Consider the following 1,537-nt stretch of genomic DNA (forward strand, 5'->3'; position numbering starts at 1 on the left):
AACGACTCAGGACACTAGGTTGCATAAAGTGCGGAAACACACGCCATTCCGGACGTCTTCTACGCCCTGTCCGGACGCCCGACCGCAACCTCCGCCCACACCGTCTTTCCGATCGGCTTCCGGGGCGTCCAGCCCCACCGCAACGCCACGACGTCGACGAGAAACAGGCCCCGCCCCGACTCCCGCCCGTCCGGCGGCAGGCCGGGGTCGAGCGGCGGGCCGACCAGCAACGCGTCCGACACCTCGACGCGGACGCGCCCCGAGGAGGCGTCGAACTCCAGCCGCAGGTGAAAGTTCCGACCCCGCACCCGGCCGTGGCACGCCGCGTTCGCCGCCAGCTCCGCGACCACCAGAGCGACCGCACACGAGGCGTCCGTCATCGGCCCGAAGCCCCAGCGGCCCACCTCCCTCACCGCGGCCCGCCTGGCCATACGCGCCCCTCGCGGAGTCGAGGCGAACTGCCGTGCCAGAAAAGCCAGTCCTTCCCCGTCCGGTCCGAAACGGCACGCGGCGGGCAGAGCCGCTTCCGTACCGCGCACACCGCACCCGTACGGCGCCGTCTTTCCGTCGTCCATGCTGACCGTCCCGTCGCTCGACTCGACTCACGTCCCCCTTCGTGGGGGTTACGTGACGTTCCGTACACAAGAGTCGGCTCGGCGGCCTAGGCTCAGAAGGTGACAGCGCCTTACCGTCCAGGCCGTAAGAAACGGAAGTCACGCCGTGGCCAACACCCTTGATCCGCAATCCTCCATGGCCGCCCTGTTCGGCTCCCGGGTGCGCAAGCTCCGTACCGCAGCCGGGCTCACCCAGGCCGAACTGGGCGAACTCACCCATGTGGTGAGCAGCCGCATCACCCAGATCGAGCGCTCATCGGGCGCGAAGCCCACCCTGGAACTGGCCCGCGCCTTGGACGCCGCGCTGGTGGCGGACAACCTGCTGACCGACCTGTGGCCTTACGTATACCGGGAGGCATTCCCGGACTGGTCGCAGGCGTTCATCACGCATTCGGCCCGCGCCAAGGCGATCAGCCAGTACGCCTCGCACGCGATGCCCGGTCTCCTGCAAACATCGGAGTACGCGCGGGCGTTGCTGAGCGTGGGCCGATCTCTGCGCGACGCCGCGCATCTGGAGGAACGGCTCGCGGCGCGGCTCGGCCGTCAGAACCGGCTCTCCGGATCGGACCGGCCGGAGCTCTGGGTCGTCCTCGACGAAGCTGTTCTGCGTCGCCCGGTCGGTGGCTCCGCCGTCATGCGGGGCCAGTTGGCCAAACTCCTCTGCATGGCTGAGGAGCCGAACGTCACCGTTCAGGTGCTCCCGTTCGCGGAGGGAGAGCACGATGCGATGGGCGGATCGCTCACCGTACTCGTCCTGCCCGACGACACGGTGGTGGCCTACACGGAGGGCGCACATTATGGCCAGTTGACCGAAGAACCGGACGAGGTCGAACGGTACGCACTGACCTACGATCACCTCAGGGCGATGGCTCTGCCACGGCTGATGTCGCTCGACCTGATCCGATCCGTGCTGGAGGCCGATT

The 1,537-nt window shown here is 68.3% G+C and carries 2 protein-coding genes; one reads left to right on the forward strand and one right to left on the reverse strand.

Going from position 1 to position 1,537, the window contains the following annotated elements; genetic code table 11:
* Positions 1–59: 59 nt before the first annotated feature.
* Complete coding sequence (locus EES43_RS11050) at positions 60–518, reverse strand: ATP-binding protein (RefSeq protein WP_241192633.1); 459 nt, start codon at positions 516–518, stop codon at positions 60–62.
* Positions 519–750: 232 nt separating this feature from the next.
* Here EES43_RS11050 and EES43_RS11055 point away from each other — a divergent pair.
* Positions 751–1,537: helix-turn-helix domain-containing protein (locus EES43_RS11055; protein WP_164493333.1), on the forward strand; the 787-nt coding region annotated here is incomplete at its 3' end.

Origin of the sequence: Streptomyces sp. ADI96-02, assembly GCF_003846185.1 — a bacterium.
Classification (GTDB): domain Bacteria; phylum Actinomycetota; class Actinomycetes; order Streptomycetales; family Streptomycetaceae; genus Streptomyces.